The sequence below is a fragment of the Trichocoleus sp. FACHB-40 genome (assembly GCF_014695915.1).
Taxonomy (GTDB): Bacteria; Cyanobacteriota; Cyanobacteriia; order Cyanobacteriales; family FACHB-T130; genus Funiculus; species Funiculus sociatus.
The window spans coordinates 48,713-75,623 of sequence record NZ_JACJPF010000037.1; the positions used below are offsets into that span (position 1 = coordinate 48,713).

The window sequence follows — 26,911 nt, forward strand, 5'->3', positions numbered from 1 at the left end:
AGGTTGACAGCGGCACACGCGCTTTAATAACTCCAATATTTGTAGTGGCACAAGCTAAACTCCTTACAGGGTATGGTTTGTAGGAGTCAAAGTCGTGCGGTTTGTGGTGGCGCGTGCGTGTTGCGCTGGCTTTGGATTTCGAGATAAGCTAGATAGTAATTAGCCAAAGCCAATCTGTAGCTACGAATGCCAATTTATAGCTACAAGGCATCGAAGACCACTAAAACCGCGTTCCAGCCAGTGCGATAGAGAACGAGTATCCGCCAAGATAAAGAGCGTTCCCTAATTGGACTGTCTGAGCGACTTTGCTCCGTTTATTAAGATGACCACAGACCAACAGGTCTGCACGATACCCCTACTCGTTTGAGTGGGGGTGTTGTTGTTTTAGGGTTTTGACTATGGCTGCTTTTTTCGCAGCCTCATAAGCAATCCTCTAAATAGGTGTGTTTTTACTTTAGGGCAACTAGGCGATCGCCTAATGCGTTTGGGTTAGGGCGTCTTCCAGCACATTGCTAGTCAATGTGCTAAGTGCCGCGTCAAGGGTTAGCTGGCTTCTTGGGTTTCCCCAAGTCGTCATCTGCTGCTGTTTAGCCTTGCCATCGGCTGATTTTTGGTGGTTTTTGTGCCTTGCCATCAGCGGTGGTTTTTTTCGCGACGCGGCGCTGTTTTTTCTTTTCCTAATTATGCCAGCCCGGATTCAAGGAGGGCTGTACGCCCATCAAACTTCTCAAACTGATCGGGATGTACTAAAACGCTGAAAGCTTTACAGGGCAATGGTTCCAAAAAAGCCTTGTGGGACGATGGGGCGTTTTGGTGGGACGATGGGGCGTTTTGGTGGGACGATGGGGCATTTTTGTACTAAAGCTGAAACCTTTGTACTGTAAAGGTTTGAAGCCAATTTTCCTGGGTAATTTTTTCTAATACAAGTTTGTATTAATCTCTAGAAAAAAAAACAGCCCACGAAAGGGCTGGTTTTAGGTTCTGAAACGCTTCCTAGTCTTGCAGAATGTCCAATAGTTTTCGCAGTTTAGTCTCTAGTTCTGGATTTATTGGACGCTCGCCGCGTTCAATCTTAGTTACTAGCGATTGCGACATTCCCAGAAATCCCGCTAGTTTAGCTTGGCTCCATCCTTTGGCCTGCCGCGCTTGTCGCACTTGAGATGGTGTGAGAGGTGATACCTTTTCGAGCTTGAGGGCTGGCTTTAGTTGCTTAGGCTCCGTTTTAGTGGCTAGCAGGGCTGGAATTGGTTCTGGTGGAATAATCGTCAGTTTGGCTTCCCAGAGCCAATCAATGATTTTCTTGTCTTTCCAGCCAGAGGGTTTTTCACATTTGCTATTGGGCCTTAACCATTCTGGGTAGGTGGCATCGTCAAAGATGACTCGCCAACCCAAACTCGTCAACAGGCTCACGGCCTTATTCCAGTCATTCTTTAGGTCGCGAGCTTTATCCCTATTAGAACGAGCTGCATTAATTCGGGATTCCAGTTCTACCGCCTCTAAAAGCTCCCCCACTTTGTGTTCGTAGGGTTTTTGATCCCTAGCCTTAATCCGGCTTAACATGGTCAGGTGAATTGCCAGCTTGAGAGCAAGTTCATCGTGGTAGGGGTCAATTTTCAAGATGTTTGTAGCTAGCCAGCCAAACTGACATAACGCCGTACCAGCTCTTGCTCCAACACGGTTTAACCAGCTATCAACCCAAGGGCCAGGGCTGACAGTGATATAAACCTCATCAGGCTGCTCTACTTTCCCTGTAAGTAAGTTCTTTTGCCCTATCACATCTGTTTTAACAACCCACAGAGGAGAGACGCTAACACTGGCATTAACTTTATTGCCTTTGGGCTTTCCTTCAACCCACGTACAGCTCATCAGCATTCTTCCTAAATGGAAGGAAATGCTGGCAAGTTGAGCTAGCTTTTCAGAAATGGTTAACCGATGTTTTTTATCCCAGCCTATTTGTTTGATGACTTCGGTTCCTTTCAAAGAAAACTTAGCAAGACAAGGGTTAGGCTGATTAAGTAGATGCGAAGCAAAAACTAACTGAAGTTTTGCTGCATCTATGCCAATTAGATCGATGATTTGCAAGGCGGCTTCAAGCGCTAATATTTCGCCATCATTCCCCCCTGATATATAAACTTCTACACTATTGCTAGGTTTATTTTTGCAAGGAGATTCAAAAACTCCCCAGTTGTCAGGGCTATTTTTCCATTTATCAATTCGGTAGCAAGATTCTACTCCTACTCTAAAGGGAGATGAGGAAGGAATCTCTTCTAAGGTTGAAAGCTTGGGTTCTGTGACGGGTGTCGGGTTTTTTTCAAGTCCTAGTAGAGCAGTTATATCCTCTACAGGTAGGTCTTTAAAATTAATCTGCTCCAGCAAGGCTTCGGCGGCGAATGTTGCTAGCTTAGTGGTTAAAAACTTTTCTAATTCTGGATAGCTCTTTTTGATTTCATTGGGAAATTCAAATCCTTGCTCGTTTAAACGAGCATAAAGAATTCTAGCTAGTTCTAATAAAGCCGGGGATTGCAACTCGCTTTCTTGTTGGAGTTGTTTAGCAGAATTTTTAATCTGAGTGCGTCTGCTTCTTAACATTTATATCCAGTTTTTTACTAAACTACATCTAATTTGTGCTGGACAGTTCTTTTGAAAACCTGCTTACGTTCTGCCTAGGTTGGGGTCAGGAGTGCGTAGTTCGGGTCACAGGCATCGCTACTTCTCACTTTGTCTCGACGATTGTTGGCGCTTCTGTTACCGACGCCTAAGAAGCGCTTCCTCAATCAATTTGGCAACAAGCCAAGACATAGAGCGTTCTTCCTCATTTGCCCATTCTTCCAACTCTTTTTTCATTTCATGGGTTATGTATGTACAAACATATGAGGCATTGGGATTTCGACGCATGAGGCGATTTTTAGCGCCGTTAATGCGTGGCTAAAAATACTTAATCAACGCCTTCTCAATCTCCGGTAGTAAGTTGGTGTCATCGCACTCCAGCCATGCTATCTGAATGTTTTCAGTAATTATTAGACTCTGAAATTGATTCCAACGATGATGAGCTAGCCAGCGGCGATAGAGATTGTTAGCTCTGCCAATGTAGCGCTTTTCTGTCAAACTGGGATGAAACCTTGATTTTTCGTGGGCTGATACAACGTAAACTCGTCGAATTTCCCGAAAGTGACACAAGAGCGATAGAACTTTATTGCCTTTCAGAGCAAAGTAAATAGCTGGACACTTGGGTAGATGACGATGTTCAAGCAGTGGTAGTGAGGGGAGAGCTAGTGGGTCAATCATTGCTGGATTCATTAATGCCACTTCGTCGCTTGAAGGCACTATGCTTTAGGTCTTTGAGGTGTTCGTAGGTCATGGGTGATTCCTCACTCTGATCTAATGAAAGCCATTTTCTACCTGATTCGTGCAAGAAGTCTAATGACCGCTCAGAACTGAGCTATCTGCCTTCAAAGGAGATATATTTGTTCCGTGCTTGCTTCCCCAAATTTGCCTATAGCCTATCTGTAGCGCTCTCACTACTACTGACTCACCAGGAAAAGTCCGAAATCCAGCTAGTAGAACATTAATATACCAATTGGCTCAATAGCTGTTTCGGGGAGATGAGGCAGAAAAATAGGCGCTGGTAGCTACCATCGCCGCTATCAGGACGTAGTGGCGAGATCGCACAAGAATTTAAACATCTAGATGAGTCGATCGAGCTTTCAGATACTGGGCAAGGGATTCTTCAACAATCTGGCTCATCTCCTGCTCATCCGACACCGCTACAGACTTCAGTTGTCGATGTAATTCCTTGGGAAGGTAAACAGTTGTACGGATATAGTTGGGGTCTTTGCTTTTAGATAGTTTGGTACTTTTGGTCTGCTCGGCCTCAGGCGCAGGTACTTTTTTAGCGGCATTGAATAGCTCGTCAAAACGGCTCATGGCAGTATCTCCTCCCCAACAGCGGTATAGCAGCGCCAAGCATTTTTAGCATAGGGATCTTTCACATCACACACACGAACCCCTTCTAAGGCAGCTCGTTGGAAGACTGCTAGCCGTCGAATTTCCGATTTAAAGATAGGTAGAGAGGCATTTTCAATCGTAGCTCTCGTTTCTGCTCCTACTTTGCTGGGATGAGGAGGAATCAGAGTTAGCAAAATTCGGTAGTTGGAAGTAAGGGCATGCAGCGCCGCCACCATTTGCAGCATGGCACTGAGAGCCAGCGCATCAGGCGAAGTGGGCAAGACCAGTAGGTCGCAGCCTGATGCCAAGGTTTTGAGTTCCTCTGGAGCAGGTCGGGCGGGTGTATCAATCACAATATGTTCGTACTGTTTGGCAAAGCGGATTGCCTGCTTTTCATCCACAACCTTAAACGGTAATTTCTCTCGACTAGCCCACTCACTAGCACTGCGGTTAAGATCCCCATCTACCACAAGAGTTGGAGCATGCTGTTGAAGGTAGGCAGCCAAATGTAAGGCCGTGGTTGTTTTCCCCACCCCTCCTTTAAATGAAGCAACCGTCACAATCATGGGATGCGGCAATGAGTCCTGATGGACAGATTCTATCGCAGTTCAAAGCGAAAAGCATCTAAATGCTTAAATGCTTGAATGTTTAAAAGCTTAGATCCACTGTCACAATCATGGGATGCGGCAATGAGTCCTGATGGACAAATTCTATCGCAGTTCTAAGCATTTAAGCATTTAAGCATCCAATTGTTTAAATGTTTAAACAATTGGATGTTTAGATGTTTAATTACCAATGACTGTCGCAACAGGAAGCGATCGCACGGCAAGATAGCCGCCGAGACTGCCGCTTCAATTCGCACTTCAAGACGCTTGACTCTGAACTTTAAACCACTTCTTAAAGATGAACCCTTTCTCATCCAGTCTCGAACCATCTATAGCCAAGTACCTGATGTACTTTTCTAGTAAAAGCCTTCTGAAATATGCTCAGACAGAAGACCAGAAAGCTTACTGGGGTCATCTAGCTGCTTTCTATTTCGTTGTCTCCAACTGCTGGCAGGCAAAGCTTCAAGGAAATGACCCTTTCATTGAAGCGGTTGAGAACCGGACGCTCAATCAGTGTATGACGATGTAGAAACGGAGCGGACACCAGGGCGATCGCCGGTCGAGAAATGTACCTATCCCGACTGGCGATCGCTGGAAAGATGGGCCAAACGAGTGAAAACGGCTTTGTGCTACTGGAGCCAAACATCCAAGTTTTTGAGAAAACACCAAAGGAATCGAAAGAGACACTTAGGGCGGAGTGAGGCGCGATCGCTCAGATGTTGAAGCGCGATCGCGTTTGTCACCTTCAGGCGATCGCTCATGGACTACCCAGAAGTCCAACTTTTTACCGATACCACAAGTACAGAGCCAGAGGTGGGCTTAAAGACTAATCACCCACGTATCATTACAGATTTGATTAAACGGTTTGACACCGCCAAGGAGCTGAGAAGCAGTAATCTATCGATTTCTGGGGGATTCGCTAAAGCGCGATCGCTACCAGCTTAATCTTTGTAATCCTTGTATAGTTTTTGCCGTGTATTCCACGAGATTAGATAGAGATCGCTGTCTCGACTTTCAACCCTCTGTTGAACCTGCTGAATTGTGGGCACAAAAGGGAACGAGGTTTGTTGATAACGATCCCGTGCTGGAGCAACCAATTTATGACAGCAGACCAGGGTCTATGCCTTGGCAACGATTCACGCCAGAGTCAAAGCTAGAGCTGCTGGATTATTACCCCATGTTTACGGGCAGATGTCCCTGCTGTGAGATACCCTTTGAGATGAAGAAGCCACCCTTAGTACATTGGGATTGCACCCGGTGCGGGTGGGTAGATTATTGTGTGAGCGCTCGCACTGATATAAACATCGTGGCTCAAACTCCACCGGGTCGCTTAACGGGGTTATTCACTAAGGTTATGCACGCTTAAAAATGTTAGTGAAATCCAAAAAAGGGAAGAGTAAATATGCAGGTCGCTACATATCTATGAGCCGTATAACTACTTTCTACAAAGCAAGTTGAGTGGGTAGCAGTAAACATGGAGTCAAAGAACAGTCAGAAGAGTTAGTGAGGCATTCTATCCTAATGATGGAAAAATATCTTCGCCAGCAAGCCCTTGACACTTTAATCGGCTAAAGGTTATGCTCTATAGCAGCACTAATTAAATATCCAATCCCAAAAAGGGCGACTCTGTATTGAGCCGCCCTTTTTGTTTTTTGGGCTAAATAAATTTCCACCAAATAGTTAGGAACTTAGCCTAAATAGCCGTAATAAATATTGCTAACAAATATTTATTACGTTGGGCAAATACCTTGAAGCTTCAACCTGATATTCTAAAAGCTTTTCCAGCTTTCTTGTCAGTCAAAGGTTAGAGGAAATTTGGATAAATTGAGTGTGCCATACCGTTTATCCCACTACGTTACAAATAACCACTCTCGGAGAAAACAAAATGTATCTCTTAATCAACCGCCCGCAAACTCTCGCCGATGCTTATCAGCTTTATTCCGATGCTCTTAAATCGCAACATTTGGATAAGGAAACTGATGTAACAGCTTCGACTCGTACTGCTTTAATTCGCTTTACCTTACCTAAATGGGGATTTCCCTTACCGAATCGGAAAAAGCTCACACAAGCGGATGTTAACGCTGGTTTAGATTTTATGAAACAGGTTCCTATTCATGAATTGAATCATGCTCTTGAGTACCAACAAGAAGTTTTTGTCAGTTTGGGCAATCCTGGTAGCTCTCGTACTTATCGCTTGCATCTAAAAAGAATGGTGGATTGGTGCCATCAGCAGTCTTGGTGGAAAGTTTCTGCCAAAACGGATGCTCACCAATGTTGTCCCCCAATTCGGATCAGCAGAGGTCGAGTCAGCGACAATGTTCGGGTCACTAATAAAAAGCTAACGCCTAGTTCTCCTAATTTTTCTTATGGGTTAAAAAACCCGGAAATTCCCAGGGAATTACAAGCCTCTCTCAACGATTTTTTAAAGTTTCAGACCAGCGTGATTGGCACTCGCAAACGCCAAGATGGACCCATACGTGAAGGTAGCGCTAAAGGTCACGTTAATTCAGCCAAAAGATTGTTGGGTTGGCTTCATTATTACAAAGGCGTACTCCTGGAAGAGTTAAACCTTAAACAGCTCGTTTTTGGTAGTGGCTTAACCCCTGATGGTCAGCGAGATGAAGCGGCTATCGATAAAACAATGGACTTGCTCGACGAACACCTGCAATGGTTACGAGAGACTCGCGAGGCATCCCCCAATACTGAATTAAAAGTTGTGGAAGCTAGTGTGGCAATCGCTAAGTTTCTCTATCACAAGGAATCTAAATGCCAATCTCGCCAGGTGGTGTCAAACAAACGGGTTGGATACAGAGATATTCCAATTATTGAGGAATTGCGGCGGTTGGAATGCGAAATTATGGTGCGGGTTAACAATACGCCTCGCAAATCAGATGAGTCGAAGAAGTGGATAACATGGCCGATGTTTAAAGCCTGTGCGGAGCGTTTGTTAGAAGAATGTGCACCCCGAACTAAATGCGGTAATAAACGTTCGGAGCAGACTGTGGCTCAAAGTCATCAAATCGCTTTAATTTTTCTGGTGCTAAGTTTTTTCCCTGACCGGGGACGCACAATTCGGGAATTGGAGGTAGGACGAACTTTAATTAATCGGGATGGTAAGTGGTTCGTTGAACACACTGCTGCTGACTTTAAAACTGGAGACAGCTACTGCAAGAATGGTCAGAAACGAATTGTTGAGCTTCCAGCGAATGTTTATCCGTTGCTTGAGGAGTGGTTATCTCAATGGCGGCAGGTTTTCAAACCAACTCATCCCTATGTTTTCACCCAACCCAATGGGAAACCGATGACTGATGGATCTCTGTACAACTATGTGCGGAAACGAGTTTATCGCTTGACGGGCCAGGCTTTTACACCCCACATGGTTAGAGATGCAATTGTCACTCATCTGAAACTCTCTGGTACGTCAGATGAGGTGCTGGTGGCTTTAGCTGATCTGATGGCTCATTCTCCAGAGATGCAGCGCAAGGTTTACGACCGTCGTACTCCTGAACAAAAGGTGGCTCCTGCATTAATGGCGTTGCAGTCTTTACCTACAGGTTCTTTGCCTCCACCGCCGCCGTTATCGGTCAAGAATCCTTCAGAATAGACATAGAGAAGCGCATTAAGTTGAGATAATTTTGGCTCTGGATATCAATTTCTTCTGTTGCTTCCCAAAAGGTGTTTTTTGGAGCTGGCTTTTCAAACACTTTGTTTGGGTTTGAAAAGTCCTGTTAATTCTGAGCCTAGCGACTTTACAAAGGGACAGGAGCGTGGGCGTTAGCTTAAAGCTTAACGCCCACGCCTAAGCATAAGGGCGAGGTTGTGGTTTTGTAGTAAATTTTCTGCTAACTACGATTGGCACACAATTGTTGGTGCGATCTCATTGCAATAGTTAAACGAGCGAGATCGCTCCGACGACAAACGCGATCGCTCAATCCCATGGGCGCGGTATACCGCGCTCATGAACTACAACTAGCGATCGCTTACTCCCCGAAATAAGGAGTCCGCTCATATCTTAGATTTCGATTAGCAGCTAACAATTTTATTTCCCAATGGCATTCATGGGGTATCCAAGCGTTCATGGGGTCATCAAGTGTTCATAAGTTGCTTGCCTCTTTGTCGCCGCGCTTTGACTGCAATCGCTGGTACAACTTTAGCGCCGCCGCGATCGCATCCGAGCCTCATTGCATCTGCCTGCAATCGCTGGTACAACTTTAGCGCCGCCGCGATCGCATCCGAGCCTCATTGCATCTGCCTGAGTGCAAGGGTCAGATTTTCTTTGTGTCCCGGTTGAGACGGAATTTTCCGTTACTGCTTTTTCGGGAACGCGGTTCAAGCGATCGCGTTAGCCCTTTGCTGCCATCTTCCAAAGCTCCGCCCTTTTTCGCGGGGAATCAATGCCCAAATTGCCTGCTTCGCCTGCTGGCAGAAGTGTCGAAGCATCCCAAATACTGCAACCACTACATCTGAAGAATCCGCCATCATCAAGTAGTTTGCAGACTCTTCAACTTCTTCAGGGGTGAGTGCGAGTCCTCCCGCTGCGCTCCCCTCGTTGATAGGTTAGGAGGTAGTTTGGTCGTCTGGTTTGTCTAAATACTCTTTATTAGGCGTTGCCCAATAGAGAATGATTTAAGTAAATGCCGGAATCTGACGATGCTTGAGATAGTAGATGAGCAGTCGAACTGAGGTGGTTAACATCTGAACCGATTTGGAATAACACAACGTCTTGCGATGCAATCGGGCGCTTGTAATGCCGTAATCGGCAGTTTTCCCCTTCGACCCGAGTCATCCCTGTTTTACTGAACCATTTGGTCTCCATCCTCAATCACGCAAGCGTACACCTTATAACCATCGGTGATATATAGAAAACTTGCCCAACCGATCACGATCTGCCACAAAGGCTTAAAGGTCTCCAGAGAGTGATCGCCCACCACGAACTTGAGGATGCCGGGATGTTTTGTATTCACCACCGTCCATAGCCAAATTTTGTTTTTTTTTGACCTACAAAGGTTTCCAACTCATCAAGTTGGGCTGTTTCGGGAATCTCGTAATTCTCCTGAGGGATCGCTGCCGCCGCTTGGCGCACCCAGTTGAGCACACTATTATGGTTGATGCCGGTAACGCGCTCGATCGCTCGAAATCCCATGCCGTTGAGCGACATAGTGACGCAAAGGGCTTTGACCTGTGCACTGTAGCCCAGTTGGGGATTGTCTCGAAATTGGCGACGGCAGTCTCGGCACAGGTAGCTTTGCTTGCCATTGCGATGCCCATTTTTGACAACTTTGTCACTGGCGCAGTGAGGACAGTTCATCGGGACGTACCTCGGCTCTACATCATTTCCTATTATGCAACGCCCTTTATTACCACCAGACGTGGCGGTTTGCCATAGAATCCAGAGCGGATGTTAACTACTAACGGCGCTTGGGTAGATACCTGATTGCCTTCTCCACTGAATGAACATCACTCTAGTTCAACTAGAACGCAGCCGACGAATTCTACCCTAACGCCGATTGTAGAAGCCCAAGGCTGAGCAAGGGGTGACAATAGGACAGTGGTACTTAAGGCAAAGTACCCACTGTGACTCGCTATAGTTCTTGGTCTACGTAGTTTCGTGCAAAGGTAATTAAGTTGTTACAGCATTCTCGCCAGATGTGGCTCTACCTGGGTTTGGTCATTTTGACTAATATTTTGATGGCTGGGACAGCGCGCTCACAAACAATTGCTCCGGCTATTGCGCCCAACCTTGTCACCCCGCCGCCACAGGACACATTACCACCTTCTCCCTCAACGTCGCCAACGCCTCCCCTACTACCTCCGCTGTTAAACCCATTACCGTCTCCTCCCGCGACTACAACTCCCGAAGAATCATTGGATAATGCTCCAGGGACCATCAACGTTGACCGTTATGAGGTCGTCGGTAGCACAGTATTCACCCGCGAAGACTTTGAAAAGGTAACGTATCCCTTTACTGGAGAGAACATCACTTTTGACCAACTACTGCAAGCGCGTTCTGCGGTGACTGAACTCTATAAAAATCGAGGATACATTACTTCTGGAGCTTACATTCCACAAAATCAAACAATCCAGATCGACGGGGGTGTGGTATTAATCCAAGTGATTGAGGGTGGATTGGAAGGTATCAAAGTGACAGGTACCCAGCGACTCAACCCCAACTATCTGCAATCGCGTTTAGCTATAGCTACATCAAAGCCTTTGAATAAAAAACGTCTACTTGAGGCTTTGCGTTTGCTCCAACTCAATCCCCTGATCGAAAACCTGTCTGCTGAACTATCAGCGGGAACCCAACCAGGGATGAGCTTACTAGAGGTGAGGGTAAAAGAAGCAAAAACCTTTCTCACCGAAACAGCAATTGATAATGAGCGATCGCCTAGTATTGGCAGCTTTGAACGCCGATTACAACTTACTGAAGCCAATTTACTTGGACAGGGGGATGGTGTAAATATTGCCTATACAAATACAGATGGTAGCGATAACCTAGATTTTAGCTATGAGTTGCCTTTGAACCCCCGCAACGGCACCCTCCGCTTCAGCTACGGCACGACATCGAGCAATGTGATTGAACGTCCTTTCGAGCGGTTAGATATCAAATCTGCCTCGCGCTACTACGAACTAACACTGCGCCAGCCAATCATTCAAACCGCCACGCAGCAATCTACCCAAGAATTCGCCCTCGGTTTAACAGCTTCTCGACGAGAAAGCGAGACTTCCCTATTAGACATCCCCTTCCCCCTTTCGCCGGGAGCTGACGACCGAGGACGGACGCGGTTGTCAGCACTTCGTTTTTTTCAGGAATGGACGCAGCGGAACAGTAGAGAAGTTATAGCGTTACGTTCTCAATTTAGTTTCGGGCTGGATGCGTTTGATTCCACCATTAATGAAACTGCTCCCGACAGTCGCTTTTTCGCTTGGCGCGGGCAAGGACAATGGTTTCGTCGCCTCGCTCCAGACAAGTTCTTGTTGGTGCGTGCTGATGTGCAATTAGCAGATAGAACGCTTATGCCTTTAGAACAATTTGGACTAGGCGGTCAAGCTAGCGTGCGGGGCTACCGTCAAGATATCCTGTTGAGCGATGATGGTATATTTGCATCTGCTGAGTTGCAGTTACCCGTTTACCGCACTTCTAGTGGGCAAGGTGTTTTACAAATTATCCCGTTTGTCGATTTTGGTACTGTCTGGAATAGCTCTGGTAGAGCTGAGACGAATTCTAATACTTTGGCATCTGTTGGTTTGGGCTTACAGTGGCGGCAAGATCGTTTGAGCGTTCGCATTGATTGGGGTGTCCCTTTAATTGATCTACCTTCGAGGAATGGAACATGGCAAGAGAATGGTTTGTATTTCTCTGTCAGATACAATCCCTTTTGAAATAGATCCTTTTAGGAGCAACTTTGACGCTATTAATTGTGCCGGGGCATAAAGCGGTGTCGTATGTGATTGCTCGTCTTACCTAAGTTCCAAATCTAGTACCAGACGGCACGAATGAGCCTATTATTTAGGGGAAAGTTGAGTGGAGCTAGATGAGTCATGTACAGGCTGTCAGCAGCTCCTTTATCCCTCAGTGGGAGCGAACGAGAAGCATTAGAGAAATTACTAAGACGCCCCAGCACGGGTCAACAAAAAATCGCCCTGCGAGCCAAGATTATCCTGCGGACTGCTACGTGTGAGGGACATGGAGAGATTGCCCGTGGTTTAGGCATCAGTCGTGATATGAGTCGGTTATGGCGACGCCGATGGCTAGAGCTTTCAGGACGTGAGGTGCCGATAGGTAAGCGGCTGCAAGATGCACCTCATCCTGGGGGACTAGCTACCTTTAGCATTGAGCAAATTACCCACCTCTATGTTTTTTGAGATGGAATTGTGTGTTGGAGTGTCAGCACTCACCCAATTCGCCAAATTGGTCATGTGATGCCATCAGTGCTGTGTGCAGGATGAACTGATGCGTTGTTCTACCTTTTATCTGGTTCAGGCGGCTTCTTTTATCCGAAGCGTCTTTTTGTTACGAAACTTTATACTCAAAAAGTCAAAGGTTCCCAAGGTCAACGTTATAGCCTGTAAAGGAAACACCCAAAATCTTTGAACAACCTAACCGGACGCTCTTGGTGGTTCTGCTTTGGCACTCTCAATACTCACCTATACTTGATACGGACACGGACGCTCCCCGTGTTTGAAAGTCTTAAGTGTCACGGTGCGTGACCTGAGTTTGAGCCACCTGACGGGAATTCGGACTGGTAGCTAATTACTGGCAAATCATCTTCGGACGCTCCTCCCCAAAGGATGGCGCTCTCTTAAGTCTTAGCTAGGCTCAAAAGCTTCCGCAGGAATTTCTCTCAACAGCAGTAGTTGGCACCAGATCGGATGTTCCGCTTGTATTAAGCGCCTTTGAAAATCTTTGTAACAATAAACGACGTTTCGCATAAAATTCGGGTTTCGTATCTGAGAAATAGATAGAGGTTCGCATCGGCTGTTCAATAACTTTTGGTGTCTTAAATGAATAAGACGGCGTTTGATGAACTAGATGAGCAACTTAAACAGCTAGCCAAGAGCGCCCAGCACCATCCACGGTTGACTCAAGAACGGCAGCTAGCTTTAAGGAAGCTCCTGAATGGAATTCTGCAATCAGGCAGGCTTTACCGTCCGCAGCGAGGTCAATTTTCGGGTGTTTATGAAGATATCTATGATGAGGCACGACAAGAATTGTTACTTTATATTTGCCAAAACATTGACAAGTACGACCCGGAACGCGGAAGCGTGATGGCATGGGTCAATGTCCTCTTGGAGCGGCGCTTTTTTAAAGAAGCCATTCCGAAAATCTTAGGCAGCCCCGGCATTCAAAAAATGACTCTTGCTGACTTGGATAATTTTGCAGTACCGGAATTACCTCCAGTTGTCAATGAAATTCTTACGGAATATATAGAATCAGACCCAGAAAACCTTTTTCAAAAGGAACATATAGAAAACCATCCAGAAGCTAACTTCCGAGCCATAGCGAGACGGCGAATTTTGGGAGATTCCTGGAAACAGATTTCAGCAGAATTTGGCATAAAAATCCCAACCCTTAGTAGTTTTTACTACCGTTGTTTAAATAAATTTTCTGCAAATTTGAAAGAATATTATCTCAATAATATTGCTTAATTCAGAGACAAATAAATGATGGAAAACCTATCGGAATGTTTAACTTTTACCGTACCTCTAAGCTCGGATGCCCACCGCTTCGCCGAACAGTTTCGCAGACAACAAAGCAGTCAGAAGAAAGCCAAACAGGTTTATCTCAATACGTTGGCAATATCTGCAGTGAATTTCTATTTGAGTTGTATGGGAATAAAAACTGATTGGGAAGCTAGTCAGAGCAGTAACCCAGTGATGCAAACCTTTATGGATGTCGCCGATTTGTGCATCCCTAATAAGGGTAAATTAGAGTGTTGTCCCGTCTTGCCAGATACCTCTGTCGTCCAGATTCCGCCCGAAGTTTGGTCAGACCGGATTGGTTATGTCGCCGTACAGTTTGACAAATCGTTGAGAGAAGCAACGCTACTAGGATTTACTCCAACGGTTCCAGAAAGCGGTGAGTTACCTGTGAGCTGTTTGCGATCGCTCGAAGATTTGCTCTTACACATTCATCAGATCGGGCAATCCTTAGAAGCCGAAAAAAAACTCGCTTCAATTGTTGCTTCTGACTCTCAAGCAGTTAACCTAAGCCAATGGTTCCAGAATATATTTGAGACGGGTTGGCAGTCTATATCAGCACTTTTAGGCACAGACGAACAGAATTTAGGCTTTAGCTTGAGAAGTGTATCCAGTGCGAGTGAAACTAGCGTGAAGCGGGCGAAGCTGATTGACTTGGGGCTAAGACTAGGGAGTCAATCCGTAGCGCTGCTGGTGGCTCTAGCACCGGAGGACGAACAGAACGTGGGGATTTTAGTGCAGGTACATCCAGTAGGGGGAGAAATTTATCTGCCACCCAACCTCAGACTAGGTTTGCTCTCTGAATCAGGAGAAACTCTTCAGGAAGTACAATCTCGTTTCCAAGATAACTACATTCAACTGAAGCGATTTCAGGGGGGAGTGGGAGAAAGCTTCAAGCTGCAAGTAGCTTTCGGTGATGTCAGTATGAAGGAGGCTTTTGTAATCTGACCGCTCTTTCGCCAGACGCCAATGAATAAGTTAGTTGTTTTGAGCCTAGGCAATGGTGATTTGGGGAACGGCTTTGGAGCTGTTACAGCCCAGCTTTGGGAACAAAGCGACCCTAACCCGATGAAGTTCACAGGATGTTTACCAGCAGCACCAGAAATTCCCGAACTTTACAGACATTGGCAGTTGCTCTATAAGGCTCTGTATCAACGTCTGGATTGGTGTCCTCGTATCAAAATCCAAGAAGCCGATGTGACTAATGTTTCTGAAGTTGAATTTAGCGATTTGTGCCAGCGGTTGTCAAACAGCATCAATGCTTGGCTCAACTCGGAACCATTTGGCAACATTAACCAGCAGTTACGAACGCACTTAGACCAAAGCGAAGAAGTTCGCTTCATGATTGAAACTAACGATAACCTTTTGCGGCGGCTTCCTTGGCATCTATGGAAATTCTTTGAAGATTATCCTAAGGCTGAAGTTGCCTTGAGCGCTCCGGAGTATCAACCCCCAAAAAAATCTAACGTACAAACTCCCGGCTCTAAAGTAAGGATTTTAGCAATTCTAGGTAATAGCCAAGGAATCGATACTGGAAAAGACCGGGTTTTTCTAGAACAATTATCAGATAAGGCATCAACGGAATTTTTAGTGGAGCCGCAACAAGATAAGTTAAATGACCAGCTTTGGAAACAAGGTTGGGACATCCTCTTTTTTGCCGGTCATAGTTCTAGCAAAGAGAAAGGGCTGCTTCAGCTGAATCAAACAGACGCGATTACGCTGGACAAATTAAAGAATGCCCTAAAAAAAGCGATTGAACGTGGTTTACGCTTAGCGATTTTCAACTCCTGTGATGGCTTGGGCTTGGTGGAGCATCTGGAGGATTTGCACATTCCCCAAGTAATTGTCATGCGAGAACCAGTACCAGACGTGGTAGCTCAAGAATTTTTAAGGCATTTTCTAACAGCTTTTTCGGGTGGACAGTCTTTATATGCTTCGGTTCGAGAAGCACGAGAAAGGCTGGAAAGACTAGAGAAGCAATATCCCTGCGCGGCTTGGTTGCCAGTAATCTGCACCAATCCTGCCGCAGAAGCTATGACTTGGCCAGAAAAGGGCGATGGGAGAAAGCGCGATCGCTCTTTGTTGCCCAAATGGCATTGTCTGCAAACAGTGCTTCTTTTGGGTGTGGTGGTAACATCTGCGATTATGGGGGTGCGCCATCTAGGGATGCTGCAAGCATGGGAGCTTACGGCTTTCGACCAGTTAATGCGATCGCGTCCAGATGAAGGGCAAGATCCGCGCCTCCTGATCGTCACTATCACCGAAAATGATTTTCAGCTAAAAGAGCAGAAGCAGAGAAAAGGGTCTTTATCAGATATTGCCCTAGTTCAACTCTTGGAGAAACTCAAGACACTCAAAGCGCGAACTATTGGTTTAGATATCTACCGCGATTATCCTGTAGACCCCAAACAGGCAGATTTAGCCGCTCGTATGCAAACTCAGGAGAACTTGTTCGCAATTTGCAAAGTTCGCGACCGTGAAGCAAACCATCCTGGGATTTCACCCCCTCCTAATGTCCCAAAGGAACGCCAAGGCTTTAGTGATGTTGTCAAAGACCCAGACGGTGTTCTGCGTCGCCATTTATTAGCGATGAAACCAGGCCCCACATCCCCTTGTACTGCGCCCTACGGCCTCAGCGCCCAGCTAGCATTCCATTATCTAGAGGCGGAGGGGATTTCTGCCAACTACACTCCTCAAGGGGATTTGCAAGTGGGAAACGTCGTCTTTAAGCGCTTGCAAGCTCATACTGGTGGTTATCAAAAAGTGGATGCGTGGGGTTATCAAATACTACTCAATTACCGCTCCTACCACCACACCCCTCTAGAGGTTGCCCCAACCGTCACGCTTGCAGAAGTTCTTAACAATCAAGTCAAACCCGATCAAGTCAAGGGTCGAATTGTCCTGATCGGTGTCACTGCCGAAAGCGCCCATGATTATATTCCCACCCCGTACAGTGGTAGGCAGGGGTTCTACCAAGAAATGCCAGGAGTGATTATGCAAGCGCAGATGGTGAGTCAAATTTTGAGTGCGGTCAAAGATGGGCGACCCCTATTACGGGTTTGGCCTGTCTGGGGCGAGATTCTTTGGGTCTGGAGCTGGTCTTTTGTGGGAGGTATCCTTGTCTGGCACTGTCAGTCACGACTACACCTGGGACTGGCGGCTGGAGCTGCACTCTCGATTTTATACGTTGTTTGCTTTGGTCTGTTCACCCAAGGCATTTGGATACCCCTCGTTCCATCAGTTTTGGCTTTGGTAGTTACTGGCAGTAGTGTAGTAGTCTACGCGACTTTCAGAACCACAGCGACAGTAGCATACACCGATAACTTTGAGCGATCGCCCAAATGAAATTGCCTGTTCAAACGATTAAACTTACCTTTGCTATTAGTTGGGCGCTCCTTGCCTGCACACGATTACAGGCACAGCCTGTTGACCCAGTATTACTTGTGCAACGCCTGGACTTAAACCCCAGCAGACAATCAAATGAAGCATTGATATTTGCCGCACCGCCTCCACCCGCCGACATCGGGGAACCTGGTCGTCGCTATGAAACAGGAAGCCGCGGGCAATCAAATGAAGCATTGATATTTGCCGTACCGCCTCCACCCGCCGACATCGGGGAACCTGGTCGCCGCTCTGAAGCAGGAAGCCGTCGTGTCTGTGAGGAGATGGACGGACAGCCCTCTATGTCTGAGAAAAAGCTGCTTACTGCCTTGGTTCCGGTTTATCCGGATTATCAGCCTCTGAATTCGGAATTGGTCTGGGGAGCGACGACCGCTGAGCATCCCACTTTCTGGTTTTATGTACCTTATCAGCCCCCATTTACTGGAGAGTTTGTGCTGCGGAATAAAGATGGTAAGTTAGTCTACCAGACTGATGTCACGTTACCCAAGACGCCGGGGGTTGTTAGCCTGCCCCTTCCTGCCACAGCTCCCCCGTTAAAGGTTGGTGAGCGGTATCGTTGGTATTTCAAGATTTACTGTAAGCCACAACAAGAACAACCACCTGTTTTTGTTGAGGGGTGGATTCAAAGAAACTCACTGAACCCTGCCCTTGAGAGTCAGTTAGAGAAAGCGACACCACGCGATCGCGTTGCCCTTTATGCCACCAACGGTTTTTGGTACGATGCGTTGACTGTTGCCTCCCAGCTTCGCCGCACCAATCCGAAAGCTCTTGATTGGGCTGCCCTGTTGCAAAGCGTTGGCTTGGATAATATTGCAAAAGAGACAATAGTAGAATGCTGCACCGCTACTAGCAATTAAAAATTAAAAAAACGAAGAAATATCTTTAATTTTTAATTTTTTAAAGCCAATTGCCCAATAAAATGTAGGGTGCCCAAAACATCGGACGTTGGAATTGAGGATTCTTTAAAAGAGCCAGCTGAGCCCGACGCAGTGCTTCAGCTTTAGGTAGTGCTTGATTATTAGTTAGCTCTCGGTAAAACTGGCTCATCAGGAGAGCGGTAGACTCATCATCCACGTTCCACAGAGAAGCTAGGGTACTACGCGCTCCCGCCCGCACCGCTACTCCAGCGATTCCTAAAGCTGCCCGCTTGTCGCCAGCAGCTGTTTGACAGGCACTAAGAACGAGTAGTTCAATAGCGTTGTTGGGCTGGCTTTGGTCTCTAGTTCGCAGTAAGTTATTCAACTCGTTGACATAGATGCGCTTATCCCAAGCGACAATAAATGTCTTTGAAGCCTGAGAGCTGAACTGGCCGTGAGTTGCAAGATGAACCACAGGGAAAGGCAGCGAGTTAACCCGATCTTGCAGAGCCGTGCTGGTAAACTCCTGATTAAGAAGTACCTTAGTGGATAGTTCAGACTGAATTTCCTCTAATTCGCGCTTCACGTTGGGTAGTGCAGAAAATCCCGAACGTGGTTCGCTCACTCCGGCGACTATTGCCTTTAATTGTCGCTGCTTCAAAGGTTTAGGGTCTATCATCTGCAAACCAGGGGTTAGGGCGACGCTGTAGTTTTCCACAAGATACTGTTTGCCGTCGTAGAGAGCCGCCATTGGGATATTCCGCAAGGAACCATCTAGTACAAACACTAACTTTTTGACATTACTTTGGGCTAAATTTGTCATAGCAGGTTCGATCAACCAGTTATATACCTGTTGGGACAAGGATTTAACTTCTTCAGTTGCATCAGGTTCTGTTAGTTGTTGCCGTAGCTCCTTTAAAACGCTTTCCGCTTGGCTCTCAGCTATAGGAGTGGAGTAGTGGTACAGGTCTTTTTGCTGGGATACTTTGAGGATAACCTCTAGCCGGTCTGGCAAAATAATTGGATAAATGACTGCTGTTGAATTCTCTTGGTCAACTACTTTGTCAATCTCCACTGTTGCTTGTAAGCAGGCTTCTCGCAAAAAGTTGTCTAGTTCTGCCAACTGGAGAGCTTCAATGACTTCACGGGCTTTTATAAAATTGTCTTGACTGGGTTCGGAAGTTCCTACAGGTTGCAAGAGCAAATCGACAAGCTGTCGATAGACGGGTTCCACACTTTCCCGAAAGGAAAACTGAACCTCTGGGTTGATAGCAACCAAGTCGCGGCGGAGAAACTTGAGAGTGTTGAATGCTTCCGTGTAAGCTGCGATCGCTTGTTGAATATTTCCCTGAGCCTTGAGTAGACGTCCTAATTGCCATTGCCATTGATAGGCAATATCCGGAGCATCAATACTTCGGGCTAGAAGCCGGGCTTGCTGGGTGAGGTCAAAGGCATTAGATAACTGCCTTGTTTGTTCGTACAGCCCGCCAAGAGTGCCTAAGGCATAAGATTCTGCTCGCTGGTCTTTGAGGCTTTTGCTCTGCTGGATAGATGTAGCTAGCAGCTGAGCGATGTCCGTTGTTGGTTGTCTGTTGCTCCCAGAATCCCGCAGCCCCGCAGTCCCTAGCTTCATCAGGCTTTGGGCAAAGTTAATCCGGGCGTAAACCGCCATTCGACTAGCGGGTAGATTGCTAATTTGAGACTGGATTTGGGGCAACAATGTATAGGCAGCGCTCAATTGCTCGTTTTCCAACAATAGGCTCAGCTGATTCATCTGAGACTGGATGAGCGTAGCGGGTGAGACAGATGTGAGGGCAGCCTGTTGGTAAAACTCTAAAGCGGCTTGGGTATCTTGTTGGGCGCGGGCTGTGTTGCCTAGACTGAGCAGGGCATCGCTGATAGCTTGAGGAGATTGCACTCGCGTAGCCACTTCTTTACTCTGCTGCAAGATTTGCCGGGATTGCCCTAAATCGCCAACAACTCGAAGGACGTTGCCGAGGCTCCGCAGCCCTGTAACCTTGAGAAGGGAATCGGGTTGTTTTTCCAGAAGTTGAGTAGTTTCGGTTAACGTCTGCTGGGCCAGACGGTAAAGCCCCAAAGCTTGAAGGGCTTGGGCTTGGTTAACACGGCTACGAGTTACCCCTAAGGTGTCGCCTACTTGTGCATAAATGTTAGCTGCTTGTTGCCAAGTAGTTAGGGCTTCTTGAGATTTCGAGAGTGCTAATTGCAGGCGACCTTGAACATCTAGGGCTTGGGCGAGGAGAAGCGATCGCTCTTTCGAGGTGCCGAGATTTTGTCCAGTCTGTAATAGATTTAGACTTTGGGCGATCGCTTGAGATGCTTCAGTCCACTGTCCAAGTTGTTGATAAGCTAAGGAGAGATTGCTCAAGGTCATGGCTGCTTGAAGTCCATCCCCAGAGGCTTTGAAGTCAGTAGCAGCTTGTTCCCAGAGGGAAGCTGACTCAGAAAACCGTTCTGCTTCGTAAAGTTTTCTGGCTTGTCGATCTATTTCTTGGGCATCGGGTCTACTTTGGACAATGGTGTTTTCCGTAGCCATGTAGGCGAAAGTGGGCGGCAATATTGCCGTACCCAAGAACATAGCCAAAAGGAGCGGTAGGGTTAAGAGGCGGTAAGTTCTTGCCTGCACGTACTTCAGCAGGCGACGGACTCTACGGAAAAATACAGACCGTTTTCTTGTCATGTTCTTGCCTCCGTTCGCAGAGTGTCTTTGCTGGAAAAAGCAGTGGTGGCGAAAAGAATGCTCTAACTGCAACAAGTTGTGAATTTAGTTGCTCAACTACTAGACATCTCCAGAAATTAAATATCGACTCAGGCAGGGCAAGCGTTTCAGATTAATTTTTGGAGATGTCTGCTACATCAAAGCTCAGGGTTCGACTGAAGCGCACTGCACTCAGGTGGCCTCTGCCAAGAACGATGGGGTGTGACGGTGGGCGCATTCGCTGTGAGTAGCACTTTGCCATTAGCACCCCTTACCCACCCCTGAGCTTCTACGAGAGGAACTGGTGTGGATCTAGTTGGATTCGTGGAAATATTTGGGATAGAGCGGTTCTTTATTCTAGGGTTGAGAGTAACTAAATCTACTTGAACGGCATCAGTGCTGAGTGCTTCGCTCGGATTGGGTGGCAAGCCGCCGCGACCAGTGATGATAAATTCACTTTGAGCTTGACTTCCACCTGCACTACAACCCTGTGCTACTTCAGTATCAACTGGTACGGCTGGCAAGTTGACTAATCCACGGCTGGGGTCAACATTTAGCGTGTTGAGTTCTACTACACCGTCTACCCCAAACTCAGAACTGGCGGTGATATCACTCTCTGGAGTTCTTTGTTCTCGGAACTCGGTGCCAAAGATACCTTGAGTAGTGATATTGATATTACCCCCATTGCCCTCAAAGGCATCGGCAACAATGTCACTATCTTCTTTAGGAACAGCCACGATGAAGTCAGTATCAATCGTAATGTTGCCGCCATCCCCGCCTGCTTGATTCATGCCAGCTTCGGTGGATATCTCACTGTTGCGACGCAGCAGCAGTAAATCCCGTGCCTGTAGCGTAATGTCCCCCCCATTTCCCGACCGAGTTGTAGCTGTGATGGCTCCTTGGTTATCCAGAAGGATTGACCGAGCAGCAACGTCTAAGTTGCCTGCATTCCCTGTTCCCTCGCTGCTCACATTTACTTGTGAACCAGTTGTTACTTCTACAGTATCTGCTCTGACGATGATGTTTCCAGCCTCTCTTTGCCCACTGGTACTGGCTGTCAGTGCAGCACCATCAGTGATAGTAAGGGAGTTGGCTTGCACTGTTATATCGCCGCCCTTTCCAGTAGAATCCGCACCGACGGCAGTAGTCAACAGACTCCGACCCACTATATTGTTAGGATTGGGCTGTTGTTGTGACGTTCCAGTCAGTTCTACAGAAGAGGCGTGAACAATCAAGGGACCCGCATTCCCTGCACCAAGTGTAGAAACCGAGGCTTGTGCCCCACCTTGGATTAACAACCGTCCTGTATTAATAGTCAAGCTTCCGGCATTTCCTGTACCTCCTACAGTCCCAGTAACTATGCCGCTAGGAAACGGACGATCCTCTACGATGCCAAATAGAACGTATCCAGAATCTCCAAGCACTTGCTGCAATACAGCAGCGGATACCCCTTGTCTTGAGGTGCCAATCAGTTCGACGGATTCAGAGGCATTTATGGTCAAGTCTGCTCCCCGTCCGGAGCCAGCAGTACCCGCCGATATGATTGCCCCATCCCGAACAATCAACCGTTGAGTATTAATAGTTAAGTCCTGGGCATCTCCGGCTCCTCGAGTTCCACTAGCTAAGAAGCTAGGAAGACCCCTGGCTGAGGAGGTACCACTTAGTTCTACGGACTCCCTTGCATTCACAGTCAACACCCCTGCTGGCATATCACCTGAAGTATTCGTTCCCACTACTGCCCCATCCCGGACAATCAACCGCCCCGTTTCAATGGTCAAGTCGCCGCCTCGTCCGAAACCAGCAGTTCCATTACGCAATCCGCTGGGACCGGGACTTGTTAGGGTCAAGGGTTGCAAGTTTAAGGGAACATTATTAGCTGAGGTGCCACTGAGTTCTATGAAGTCTTCTGCCTTCACAGTCAAATTCCCTGCATCCCCTGTGGTCTGGGTACCTCCCGATACCACTGCACCATCCCGAACAATCAACTGCCCAGTATTAATCGTTAAGTTTCCGGCATCTCCACCAGATTGGGGTATGAAAAGGGCTAAGGAGTCAGGAATATCAGCGATATTGCTAGCATCGAACGAAGCGGCAAATAAGCCAATAGGAATAGTAATAGGAATAGAGTCGAAGAACTTGAGGGGAATATCGAAGCGAACCGTACCATTTGATGAGGGACTCTTACTTAGTTCCACTGACTCGGAGGCGTTCACGGAGATATCCCCGGCATTCCCCTCAGAAACAGTAACTGTTGCTACTACTCCATCCCGAACAATCAACTGCCTAGTATCAATGCGTATGTTGCCCGCATTTCCGATACCAATAGCTGCATTGTAGATAAAGCCATTTTCGATTTTCGTTGTTCCTGTAGCATTAAGCGTGATATCTCCTGCCGTGCCATTAGACCTTGAAAGTGGGCTTATCCCAGCCCTCAGCCCACTTCCTTGCGAAACATCTATGTTCCGAGCATTGATGGCAATGCTACCACCACCACCAGCAGCCACATTAACTTCAGCTCCATTGGCGAGGGATACATCTACTCTGTCTACATCATCAGGAAAGCTCAAATGCAGAGTATTGCTGTCAACATTTAGTCCAACTTTTTCCGCTCCTGCCACACCTCCCAACTCGACTTGACCTCCACGAGCCTGTAAAATCCCGCCATCTAAACTCACATCGCCGCCCACCAGCGCCAAAGTCCTTCCTGGTTGAACTTCCAGTCCTTCAACCGATTGATTGACAATGCTCCCTGGATTCGCTCTAAACTGCAAGCCAAGGGGGACATTGATAGTCAGTAGCGGTGGCGCCTGGGGGTTCGTGGCACTGAAGGCAAAGTCATTGTCAAAAACAACACTGTCCGCTGTTGTCGCGACAAATGAACCGCCCACATCCAGGCGGGCATTCGGTCCAAAGATAATGCCACTGGGATTAATCAAAAACAGATTAGCAGTACCCAATGCACCGGGCGCTCCTACACCCAGCGTTCCTAAGATGTCAGAGAGGTCATTCCCCGTCACTCGGCTCAAAATGTTAGCGACCCCGGCAGGATTCTCAAAGTAGACGCTTCGTCCCTCACGGACATTAAATTCTGAGAAGCTGTGGAAGAGGTTATTGCCATGTTGAGTGCCGCCCTGGATCTGATCGACTAGAGGTGTAAGTGCCTCGACTTGAGTTCCCAGATTGCTTTCTGGAGCAGCATCGGGTGTGAGATTGAGCTGGGCGAGGACGCAATTTCCAGAGGAGACGACCGCCCCAGTCATCGCTAATCCACTCACTAGCCCAAACTTCCAACTCCGACCGCTTTGAGCTATCACAGCAAAAGCCTCCTCAAAAGTAACAGTTGTTGAGCGAATTACAGGTCGTTACCAATCAGGATAAACAGGAAAGCAAATTGTAGGATGTTGGTCTAGTTACGAATAATTGCGATCGCCGCTTCAGGAAAGTTTAGTTGACACCGCACTCAGGTGGTCTGTGCCAGGAACGATGGGGCGTGACGGTGGGCGCATTGGGCGCATTCCCTGTCAGTAGCACTTTGCCATTGGCACCCCTTACCCACCCCTGAGCTTCTACGAGAGGAACTGGTGTGGGTCTAGTTGGATTCGTGGAAACATCTGGACTAGAGCGGTTCTCTACCTTAGGGTTGAGCGTAACCAAATCTACCTGAACGGCGTCACTGTTGAGTGCTTCGCCCGGATTGGGTGGTAAACCTCCGCGACCAGTGACAACAAATTCGCTCTGGTCTGGACGCCCACTTGTTTGACAGACTTGGCTAATTTCGACATTCGCAAATTCCGCTGGTAATTCCTCAAGTTGTCTATCCCGCGTGTTGATTTCCAGCGTCCCGTCTATCCCTAACTCAGAACTAGCCGTAAAGTCGCTTTCGGGGGTGCGGCGATCGCGAAATTGTCTAAAACCAAACACTCCAGTGGCTGTGGCACGAGCCTTGCCCCCGTTTCCCTGATTAGCACTCGCAACGATGTCGCTATTTTCGGATAAAAAGGCAAGCACAAAGCCATTCGGAGCCTCAATCTCGATATTGCCGCCATTGCCAAAACCCTCTGCCGAAGCTGAAATTTCACTGTTATGGCGTATCAGAATTAAATCTTGCACCTGCAACCGAATATTGCCGCCTTCCCCCGATTCGGTTGTGGTAATGAGGCGTCCTTGGTTGTTCAGAAAAATGGAGTCAGTTGCAACGTCTAATTTACCTGGATTCCCTGACCCTGTACCACTGACAGTGACTTGCCCCTCATTTTGAACAACTAACTGCCCCGTTTCAATCCTGATGCCTTGGGCATTTCCAGAACCGCTTGTATCGAACGCTAAATTGCTGTCTTTCCCATCAACGATTACGGACTCAGTGGCATTTACCAGCAGAGTTCCAGCGTCGCCTGCGCCAGAAGTCCTAGCCGTGACTTTTGCTCCGTTTTGAACAACTAACAGTTGGGTAAAAATCCTCAAATTCCCAGCATCTCCGGCATCTCCTCTCTGACTGCGAGTATCAAAATCCAAGACACTGCCTTTACCATCAACTGTAACGGACTCAGTAGCATTCACCTCAAGAGTTCCAGCGCGACCCCCACTAAAGGTCTTAGCTGTGACTTGCGCCCCATTCTGGACAATTAACTGTCTCGTGTTAATGGTCAATTCTCCAGCCTTTTTAGAACTCTGAGTGGTGGCAAACAGTCCACTGGCGGAGCTATCGCCCTGCCCATCTAAGAAAACTGTTTCGGCTTGGTTAATAGTTATATTGCCTGCATCCCCTTGCCCCAAGGTGCTGGTATTAACAACAGCGCCATTAGTTAACGAAAGCCACCCCGCTGTGACATTGACACTCCCCCCCTGGCCTACGGCTCCAGGCCGCACACTACTGTAGACACCACTGGAGTTAAATTCGGAGTTGAAGTCGAGACCCTCCCCATCAAAAAGAACTGTATCGGCGTTAATCGTTACATTACCCGCATTCCCCTGTCCTAAGGTACTAGTAATTAGAACAGCGCCATTAGTAAGCGAAAGTGTCCCCGCTGTGATATTAATACTCCCCCCCGAACCTACGCCTTCCTCTTTCACCGCACTGAATGCACCACTGGATTGTCTAAACGTTCCATTAAAGTTACCCTTCCCATCAAAGGAAACCTGGTCGGCGACGATTGTCACAATGCCGCCGTTTCCTGTGCCACCAGTGCTAGTCGTTACGACAGCGCCATTGGTAACGGAAAGCGAGCTAGTTGTGATCGCGATACTCCCACCCTGACTTGGTGTTTTCGATTCTACTCGGCTATATACACCACTCGCCTTGAAATCTGGGGAACCCCCTGCATCACCATCAAAGGCAACTGTATCAGCATTAATCGTCACATTGCCCGCCGTCCCCTGCCCCAACACACTGGTAGTTAGAAGAGCGCCTTCAGTTGCCCGAAGCGACCCTGCCCTAATTTTGATATCACCTGCCTCCCCTTGCGCTTTCGGTTGTACCGTGTTCTCAATAGAGCTACCCCTTCCCAAGATGACTGCCTGTCTTGCATTAATCTCAATGTCTCCTGCCTTGCTATTAGCAGCACCTACTCCTGGCGCTATCCCTGCCAAAAGTTCACTTCCTTGCGGCAGACTCAAGTTTTGGGCATTAACAACAATACTTCCCCCTCCTTGAGCGCGTACATTCACATCAGCATCATTGGTAAGGGTTACGTCTGCTCGCCTTACATCATTGGGAAAATTCAAACTCAAATTGTTGCCATCAACGTTTAGCCCTATCGTTTCGGGTTCCGCAATGCTGCTCAACTCAACTCGACCCCCAGGAGCGGTTAGAGTGCCGCCATCGATTAATATTCCTCCAGTGGAAGTTACATCTGGAAATACATTACCTCCGACGAGTAATAAGTTCCGATTCTCAAGAACCGCTAGATTTCCTCTGACTTCAATTGAATTAAGCGGCTGGGCGGCAATTTGATTGAATAGGAAGGCAGAAGGATTGACACTCAGCAAAGGATTCTGAGAATCGACCGCTGAAGTCTGCGAAAACTCTCCATCACCGGAAAACGCGATCGCATTCGCTGTTGTCGCGACAAATGAACCGCCAATATCTAGCTGAGCGTTGGGTCCAAATATAATGCCGTTGGGATTGATCAGGAAGAGATTGGCATTCCCTCCAGCTCGAATCAGCCCTTGAATATCAGAAGGAGAAC

General features: G+C 47.4%; 23 protein-coding genes and 1 pseudogene. 11 read left to right on the top strand and 13 right to left on the bottom strand.

The features are described 5' to 3' along the window. Positions 1–475: 475 nt before the first annotated feature. The 6 genes from H6F63_RS05935 to H6F63_RS05960 form a co-directional block, all read right to left on the bottom strand. On the bottom strand, positions 476–634 hold the full coding sequence (locus H6F63_RS05935) for a hypothetical protein (protein WP_190635692.1): 159 nt from the start codon (positions 632–634) through the stop codon (positions 476–478). A 359-nt stretch (positions 635–993) separates the two neighbouring features. Next, positions 994–2,589, bottom strand: a complete 1,596-nt coding sequence (locus H6F63_RS05940) for a helix-turn-helix transcriptional regulator (protein ID WP_190635695.1) — start codon at positions 2,587–2,589, stop codon at positions 994–996. A gap of 156 nt (positions 2,590–2,745) precedes the next feature. After that, positions 2,746–2,895, bottom strand: coding sequence for a CopG family transcriptional regulator (locus H6F63_RS05945; RefSeq protein ID WP_190635697.1), 150 nt, complete (start codon positions 2,893–2,895; stop codon positions 2,746–2,748). Between the two features lie 30 nt (positions 2,896–2,925). Beyond that, complete coding sequence (locus H6F63_RS05950) at positions 2,926–3,324, bottom strand: GIY-YIG nuclease family protein (RefSeq protein WP_190635698.1); 399 nt, start codon at positions 3,322–3,324, stop codon at positions 2,926–2,928. A gap of 351 nt (positions 3,325–3,675) precedes the next feature. Next, positions 3,676–3,924, bottom strand: a complete 249-nt coding sequence (locus H6F63_RS05955; protein ID WP_190635700.1) for a hypothetical protein — start codon at positions 3,922–3,924, stop codon at positions 3,676–3,678. Then, positions 3,921–4,511 carry a ParA family protein gene (locus H6F63_RS05960; RefSeq protein WP_190635702.1) on the bottom strand — a complete coding sequence of 197 codons (591 nt, stop codon included), beginning with the start codon at positions 4,509–4,511 and terminating at the stop codon, positions 3,921–3,923. Before H6F63_RS05960 ends, H6F63_RS05955 begins: the two co-directional genes overlap by 4 nt. Before the next feature lie 207 nt (positions 4,512–4,718). Here H6F63_RS05960 and H6F63_RS05965 point away from each other — a divergent pair, with 207 nt between their 5' ends. Both H6F63_RS05965 and H6F63_RS05970 read left to right on the top strand, forming a co-directional pair. Next, positions 4,719–4,910 carry a hypothetical protein gene (locus tag H6F63_RS05965; protein WP_190635705.1) on the top strand — a complete coding sequence of 64 codons (192 nt, stop codon included), beginning with the start codon at positions 4,719–4,721 and terminating at the stop codon, positions 4,908–4,910. Further along, on the top strand, positions 4,897–5,079 hold the full coding sequence (locus tag H6F63_RS05970; RefSeq protein ID WP_190635707.1) for a hypothetical protein: 183 nt from the start codon (positions 4,897–4,899) through the stop codon (positions 5,077–5,079). Before H6F63_RS05965 ends, H6F63_RS05970 begins: the two co-directional genes overlap by 14 nt. 100 nt (positions 5,080–5,179) lie before the next feature. Here the strand turns inward: H6F63_RS05970 and H6F63_RS30395 are convergent, their stop codons facing one another. Further along, complete coding sequence (locus tag H6F63_RS30395) at positions 5,180–5,311, bottom strand: hypothetical protein (protein WP_277876351.1); 132 nt, start codon at positions 5,309–5,311, stop codon at positions 5,180–5,182. Here H6F63_RS30395 and H6F63_RS05975 point away from each other — a divergent pair. The 3 genes from H6F63_RS05975 to H6F63_RS05985 all read left to right on the top strand — a co-directional run bounded on the left by H6F63_RS05975 (position 5,310) and on the right by H6F63_RS05985 (position 8,154). Continuing rightward, positions 5,310–5,495: a hypothetical protein gene (locus H6F63_RS05975; RefSeq protein ID WP_190635709.1), complete on the top strand. Its 186-nt coding sequence runs from the start codon at positions 5,310–5,312 to the stop codon at positions 5,493–5,495. The two genes, H6F63_RS30395 and H6F63_RS05975, sit on opposite strands and share 2 nt — an antisense overlap. 28 nt (positions 5,496–5,523) lie before the next feature. Next, entirely contained in the window at positions 5,524–5,916 is a 393-nt protein-coding gene (locus H6F63_RS05980) for a hypothetical protein (RefSeq protein ID WP_190635711.1), read from the top strand. 519 nt (positions 5,917–6,435) lie between these two features. Further along, positions 6,436–8,154: a site-specific integrase gene (locus H6F63_RS05985; protein WP_190635713.1), complete on the top strand. Its 1,719-nt coding sequence runs from the start codon at positions 6,436–6,438 to the stop codon at positions 8,152–8,154. 546 nt (positions 8,155–8,700) lie between these two features. On the opposite strand, the gene H6F63_RS05990 is transcribed toward H6F63_RS05985, so the two are convergent. From H6F63_RS05990 to H6F63_RS06000, 3 genes and pseudogenes are all read right to left on the bottom strand, one after another. Continuing rightward, positions 8,701–8,883 (bottom strand): hypothetical protein, encoded by a 183-nt coding sequence (locus tag H6F63_RS05990; RefSeq protein WP_190635715.1) that lies wholly within the window; start codon positions 8,881–8,883, stop codon positions 8,701–8,703. After that, positions 8,880–9,032, bottom strand: a complete 153-nt coding sequence (locus H6F63_RS05995) for a hypothetical protein (RefSeq protein ID WP_190635717.1) — start codon at positions 9,030–9,032, stop codon at positions 8,880–8,882. The genes H6F63_RS05990 and H6F63_RS05995 overlap by 4 nt, the downstream gene beginning before the upstream one ends. Before the next feature lie 144 nt (positions 9,033–9,176). Further along, a pseudogene (locus H6F63_RS06000) lies at positions 9,177–9,858 on the bottom strand (IS1 family transposase). Between the two features lie 380 nt (positions 9,859–10,238). Between H6F63_RS06000 and H6F63_RS06005 the strand changes: the two are divergent. The 6 genes from H6F63_RS06005 (at position 10,239) to H6F63_RS06030 (ending at position 18,007) form a co-directional block, all read left to right on the top strand. Beyond that, on the top strand, positions 10,239–11,930 hold the full coding sequence (locus tag H6F63_RS06005; RefSeq protein WP_347276776.1) for a ShlB/FhaC/HecB family hemolysin secretion/activation protein: 1,692 nt from the start codon (positions 10,239–10,241) through the stop codon (positions 11,928–11,930). A gap of 159 nt (positions 11,931–12,089) precedes the next feature. Next, positions 12,090–12,413, top strand: a complete 324-nt coding sequence (locus tag H6F63_RS06010; protein WP_190635719.1) for a hypothetical protein — start codon at positions 12,090–12,092, stop codon at positions 12,411–12,413. Positions 12,414–13,052: 639 nt separating this feature from the next. Then, positions 13,053–13,697, top strand: a complete 645-nt coding sequence (locus tag H6F63_RS06015; RefSeq protein WP_190635720.1) for a sigma-70 family RNA polymerase sigma factor — start codon at positions 13,053–13,055, stop codon at positions 13,695–13,697. A 15-nt stretch (positions 13,698–13,712) separates the two neighbouring features. Then, positions 13,713–14,696: a DUF1822 family protein gene (locus H6F63_RS06020; protein WP_190635722.1), complete on the top strand. Its 984-nt coding sequence runs from the start codon at positions 13,713–13,715 to the stop codon at positions 14,694–14,696. Positions 14,697–14,717: 21 nt separating this feature from the next. Then, positions 14,718–17,093, top strand: a complete 2,376-nt coding sequence (locus tag H6F63_RS06025) for a CHASE2 domain-containing protein (protein ID WP_190635724.1) — start codon at positions 14,718–14,720, stop codon at positions 17,091–17,093. Continuing rightward, positions 17,090–18,007, top strand: a complete 918-nt coding sequence (locus tag H6F63_RS06030) for a DUF928 domain-containing protein (protein WP_190635726.1) — start codon at positions 17,090–17,092, stop codon at positions 18,005–18,007. The genes H6F63_RS06025 and H6F63_RS06030 overlap by 4 nt, the downstream gene beginning before the upstream one ends. A gap of 40 nt (positions 18,008–18,047) precedes the next feature. Here the strand turns inward: H6F63_RS06030 and H6F63_RS06035 are convergent, their stop codons facing one another. The 3 genes from H6F63_RS06035 to H6F63_RS06045 form a co-directional block, all read right to left on the bottom strand. Next, on the bottom strand, positions 18,048–20,708 hold the full coding sequence (locus H6F63_RS06035; RefSeq protein ID WP_190635728.1) for a CHAT domain-containing protein: 2,661 nt from the start codon (positions 20,706–20,708) through the stop codon (positions 18,048–18,050). A gap of 176 nt (positions 20,709–20,884) precedes the next feature. After that, positions 20,885–24,040: an S-layer family protein gene (locus H6F63_RS06040; protein ID WP_199297764.1), complete on the bottom strand. Its 3,156-nt coding sequence runs from the start codon at positions 24,038–24,040 to the stop codon at positions 20,885–20,887. Between the two features lie 130 nt (positions 24,041–24,170). Then, a partial coding sequence (locus H6F63_RS06045; RefSeq protein ID WP_190635730.1) for an S-layer family protein occupies positions 24,171–26,911 on the bottom strand: 2,741 nt, incomplete at its 5' end.